General features: G+C 68.2%; 4 protein-coding genes. 2 read left to right on the forward strand and 2 right to left on the reverse strand.

The genetic code is table 11. The annotated features are described in order from the left end of the window. Positions 1-1,371, forward strand: a 1,371-nt coding sequence (lepA, locus tag ABDV68_RS18280) for a translation elongation factor 4 (protein ID WP_343521526.1), incomplete at its 5' end; no start/stop codon positions are given. Between the two features lie 3 nt (positions 1,372-1,374). On the opposite strand, the gene ABDV68_RS18285 is transcribed toward lepA, so the two are convergent. Both ABDV68_RS18285 and ABDV68_RS18290 read right to left on the reverse strand, forming a co-directional pair. After that, positions 1,375-2,388: an ATP-dependent DNA ligase gene (locus ABDV68_RS18285; RefSeq protein WP_343521527.1), complete on the reverse strand. Its 1,014-nt coding sequence runs from the start codon at positions 2,386-2,388 to the stop codon at positions 1,375-1,377. A 196-nt stretch (positions 2,389-2,584) separates the two neighbouring features. Then, positions 2,585-3,979, reverse strand: a complete 1,395-nt coding sequence (locus tag ABDV68_RS18290; RefSeq protein WP_343521528.1) for a short-chain fatty acyl-CoA regulator family protein — start codon at positions 3,977-3,979, stop codon at positions 2,585-2,587. 101 nt (positions 3,980-4,080) lie between these two features. Here ABDV68_RS18290 and ABDV68_RS18295 point away from each other — a divergent pair. Continuing rightward, a partial coding sequence (locus ABDV68_RS18295) for a carboxyl transferase domain-containing protein (protein ID WP_343521529.1) occupies positions 4,081-4,955 on the forward strand: 875 nt, incomplete at its 3' end.

The raw sequence follows: 4,955 nt of genomic DNA on the forward strand, positions 1-4,955 counted from the left end.
GTGCGGAACGAGATCGAGGAAGTGATCGGCATCGACGCGTCGGGCGCGGTGCTGGCGTCGGCGAAGTCGGGAATCGGGATCGACGAGATCCTCAACGCCGTGGTGGAGCGCATCCCGCCGCCCAAGGGCGACGCGAATGCGCCGCTCAAGGCGATGCTGGTCGACAGCTGGTACGACCCGTATCTCGGCGTTGTCATCCTGATCCGCGTCATCGACGGCACGATCCGGAAGGGCCAGCAGATCAAGTTCATGGCGGCGGGGACGACCCATCTGGTCGATCGCGTCGGCGCGTTCCGGCCCAAGATCGAGCAGCTGCCGGACCTCGGCCCCGGCGAGATCGGCTTCATCACCGCGCAGATCAAGGAAGTGGCGCAGGCGCGCGTCGGCGACACGCTGACCGACGCCAAGAAGCCGGCCGCCGAGCCGCTGCCGGGTTTCAAGGAAGTGCAGCCGGTGGTGTTCTGCGGGCTGTTCCCGGTCGATGCCAACGACTTCGAGAAACTGCGCGAAAGCATCTCGAAGCTGCGGCTCAACGACGCCAGCTTCTCGTTCGAGATGGAGACCTCGGCGGCGCTGGGGTTCGGCTTCCGCTGCGGATTCCTCGGCCTGCTGCACCTGGAGATCATCCAGGAGCGGCTGATGCGCGAATATGATCTCGACCTGATCACCACGGCGCCGTCGGTGGTGTACCAGATCGAGCTGACGCATGCCGGCGGGCATATCGAGCTGCACAACCCTGCCGACATGCCCGATCCCAACAAGATCGAGACGATCAGCGAGCCGTGGATTCAGGCGGTGATCTATGTCCCCGACGAGTATCTCGGCTCGATCCTGAAGCTGTGTCAGGACCGGCGCGGCATTCAGAAGAACCTGACCTATGTCGGCGGCCGCGCGCAGGTGACCTACGAACTGCCGCTCAACGAAGTGGTGTTCGACTTCTATGACCGGCTGAAGTCGCTGTCCAAGGGCTATGCCAGCTTCGACTACGAGCAGATCGGCTATCGCGAGGGCGACCTCGTCAAGATGGGCATCCTGGTCAACGAGGAGCCGGTCGATGCGCTGAGCATGATCGTCCATCGCTCGACCGCCGAGGCGCGCGGGCGCGGCATGTGCGAGCGGCTCAAGGAACTGATCCCGCGCCACCTGTTCAAAATCCCGATCCAGGCAGCGATCGGCGGCAAGGTGATCGCGCGCGAGACGATCAGTGCGATGCGCAAGGACGTGACCGCGAAATGCTATGGCGGCGACGCCACTCGCAAGCGCAAGCTGCTGGAGAAGCAGAAGAAGGGCAAGGCGAAGATGCGCGAGTATGGCTCGGTCAGCATCCCGCAGGAGGCCTTCATCGCCGCGCTGCGGATGGGCGAGGAATAAGCTTCAACCGAGCAGCGCGAGCAGCTCGGCGGGCTTGAGCTCGCGGACGAGCTGGTCGCGGGTGCATTGCTCGGGGGCCTTGTCGGGGCGCCAGCGGAGCAGGCGCGTGCCGTGGCGGAAGCGGCCGGCGGTGACCTGATCGTAGCGGACCTCGGCAACCAGCTCGTGGCGCAGCTTCACGTAATCGCGCGCCTTGCCGCCGGTCCAGCGACTGGGGCCGCCGGGGGCGTTGCCGGTGAAGCCGGGGTCGCCCTGATGCGGGGCGAGCTTGCGCTTGAGCGCGGGGCGTTCCTTTGCGGGGATCGCCGAGGTGAAGCCGACATGATCGAGCTTGCCGGCATCGTCATAGAGGCCGAGCAGCAGCGAGACCACCGCGCCCTTGGCGTCGGTGCGGTAGCCGCCGACCACGCAGTCGGCGGTGCGCAGCTGCTTGACCTTCGCCATCGCCCGCTCGCCTGGCTGGTAAGGCGCGTCGAGCGGCTTGGCGATGACCCCATCGAGTGCGCCGCCGGTTTGTGCGAGCCATGCTTCGGCGGAGGCCCGGTCGGTGGTGCAGGGCGAGAGGATCAGCGCGGGCGACTCGATGCGCTCGTGGAGCGCTTCGAGCTGTTCGCGGCGCTGGGCGAGCGGAGTGTCGAGCAGGTCGTCGGGGCCGAGGCGCAGGCAATCGAACAGGACGAGCTGGGCGGGCGTCTCGACCGAGAGCTTGGCGATGCGCGACTCAGCGGGGTGAAGGCGGGCCTGGAGGGCGTCGAACGAGAGGTGGTCGCCGATCGGGACAACGAGCTCGCCGTCGAGGGTGAAGCGTTTCTCCGGGATCGTGGCGAGCGCTTCGAGCATCTCGGGGAAGTAGCGGCCGAGCGGCTTGCCGGACTTGGACCATATCTGCAGGCCGTCCCCGTCGCGCACCGCGATCGCGCGGAAGCCGTCCCATTTGGGCTCGTATTGCCAGCCGGGCGGGTCGGGCAGCGCCTCGGCGAGCCTGGCTTCCATCGGGGCGAAGGGCGCGGCGTCCATTCTGTCTCCTTTGCGGGAGAAGCGCGCGTTTGCGGCGCGAGTTCCAATCCTCCCTCGCCAGGGGGAGGTGGCGCCGAAGGCGACGGAGGGGGAGGACGGTGACGACCTTGACCGTCGCGCTTCCTCCCCCTCCGTCAGGCTGCGCCTGCCACCTCCCCCTGGCGGGGGAGGATTGGTTGCTTGCCGCGGCCACGCCTTAAAAGGCGTAGGGCACCGGTGCGCGGACGTCGGGATCGATGCGGATCTCGCTCGCGGCGGGCGGGAAGGCGCGCTGGTCGCAATCGGTGCGCGGGCAGATGCGGCAGCTGGTGCCGATCGGCGTGGCGATGCCGCCGGTGCGCAGGCTGTCGGCATAGACGAAGTCGGCGGCATGCGCCTCTTCGCAGCCCAGCGCGACGGCGTAGCGGCGCGGCGGGCGGGCGTAGCTCGCCGAGGGCTTGACCAGGCCCTTGGCCATCGAGACGTAGCGCGCGCCATCGGGCGTCTCGGCGAGCTGGACGAGGATGCGGTCGGGGATCGCCACCGCCTCGTGCACCACCCAGAGCGGGCAGGCGCCGCCGAAGCGCGCGAATTCGAGGCGGGTGGCGGAATGGCGCTTGGTGATGTTGCCGGCCATGTCGACTCGGCAGAAGAAGAAGGGGATGCCCTGCGCGCCCGGGCGCTGAAGGGTGGAGAGACGGTGGCAGGCCTGTTCGAAGCTGGCGCCGAAGCGCTGGCGCAGGCGGTCGATGTCGTGGCGAACGTCGCGCGCGGTGTCGCGGAAGCTTGTGTAGGGCATGAGCAGGGCGCCGGCGGCGTAGTTGGCGAGGCCGAGCGAGAGAAGCTCGCGCGCGGCGGGGGAGGCGAGGCCGCTCGCCTCCGCGACGGTGTGCATCTGCTCGCCGAACTCGAGTACGGCGAGGCGGTGCGCGAGCAGGAAGGCGCGGCTCTCCGGCGGGAGCACGCCGCTGATCGTCAGGCGGCGGCTGTCGGTGGCGAAGCGCGAGAGGCGGGTGTCGTCGTCGCGCGCGTCCTCGATGCGGACGGCGTGGGTGTCGCGCAGGCGGTCCTCGATCGCGCGGGGATGGTCGAAGGTCTCGGCGAGCGCCTCGGCGGCGCGGTCGAGCACGTCGATGTAATTGCCCTCGGCCTGGTACCAGTCGCGCACTTCCTCCCACGGCAGCGAGCCGGCGGTGCCCGCGCCGCTCTCGACCTTGTCGTCGAGGACGCGCAGCTGCGCCTGGCTGCGGCGCCACGCGTCGTGCAGCGCGACCATGCGGCGGGTGAGGGCGGGGTGCTTCTCGACCCCGCGCTGCACCGCGGCTTCGTCGAGCGCGCCGCTGGGGATGCTGCTGTCGGTGCCCGCATCGATCGCACGGACGAGATCGGCGGTGGCCTCGTCTTCGCCGACCTCACCCCATAGCTGCGGGAACTCGCGGGTGAGTGCGATCAGCACGGGCGGGGTGAGCGGGCGCTCCTCATTCTCGATCTGCGAGAGATAGCTGACCGAGACGCCGAGCCGCGCGGCGAGCGCGGCCTGGGGCAACACGAGGCGCTTGCGCAGGTCGCGGACACGGGCTCCGGCGAAGAGGCGGCGGCGGGGTTGTTCCATCGCTCCGACAATATTCCGCGGATATGAGTGATGCAACTTCGCAACATTGCATTTGCATGCGGCGCATTGTCCTGTGCAGGCACCCGGCCAAGGAGAAATGCATGTCTTCGACGATCGAGGAACTCGAGCGCCGCCGTGCCGCGGCGCGGCTGGGCGGCGGGCAGAAGCGCATCGACGCGCAGCACGCCAAGGGCAAGCTCACCGCCCGCGAGCGGGTCGAGGTGCTGCTCGACGAGGGATCGTTCGAGGAGCTCGACATGTATGTCGAGCACAACTGCGTCGATTTCGGCATGCCGGAGCAAGTGGTGCCGGGCGACGGCGTGGTCACCGGCAGCGGCACGATCAACGGGCGGCTGGTGTTCGTGTTCAGCCAGGACTTCACCGTGTTCGGCGGGTCGCTGTCCGAACGGCACGCGCAGAAGATCTGCAAGATCATGGACATGGCGATGAAGGTCGGCGCACCCGTGATCGGCCTCAACGACAGCGGCGGCGCGCGCATCCAGGAGGGCGTCGCGAGCCTTGCAGGCTATGCCGAGGTGTTCCAGCGCAACGTGCTGGCCAGCGGCGTGGTACCGCAGCTTTCCCTGATCATGGGACCGTGCGCGGGTGGTGCCGTGTACAGCCCCGCGATGACCGACTTCATCTTCATGGTGAAGGATAGCTCATACATGTTCGTCACCGGACCCGATGTAGTGAAGACCGTTACCAACGAGATCGTCACGCAGGAGGATTTGGGTGGAGCGGTGACGCATACCACGAAGTCGGGGGTCGCCGATATGGCCTTCGAGAACGACATCGAGGCGCTGCTCGCGGCCCGCGACTTCGTGGACTTCCTTCCCGCCAGCAACCGCGAGCCGGTGCCCGAGCGGCCGTGCGAGGATCCCTGGGACCGGCTCGAGGACAGCCTCGACACGCTAATCCCGCCGAGCGCCAACCAGCCCTACGACATGCACGAGCTGATCCGGAAGACGGTCGA

It is taken from the genome of Sphingomonas sp. (genome assembly GCF_039595165.1).
Taxonomy (GTDB): domain Bacteria; phylum Pseudomonadota; class Alphaproteobacteria; order Sphingomonadales; family Sphingomonadaceae; genus Sphingomonas.

Coding starts and splice junctions, on each gene's coding strand:
- ABDV68_RS18285 (WP_343521527.1), bottom strand. CDS start 2,388: ATGGACGCCGCGCCCTTCGCCCCGATGGAAGCCAGGCTCGCCGAGGCG.
- ABDV68_RS18290 (WP_343521528.1), bottom strand. CDS start 3,979: ATGGAACAACCCCGCCGCCGCCTCTTCGCCGGAGCCCGTGTCCGCGAC.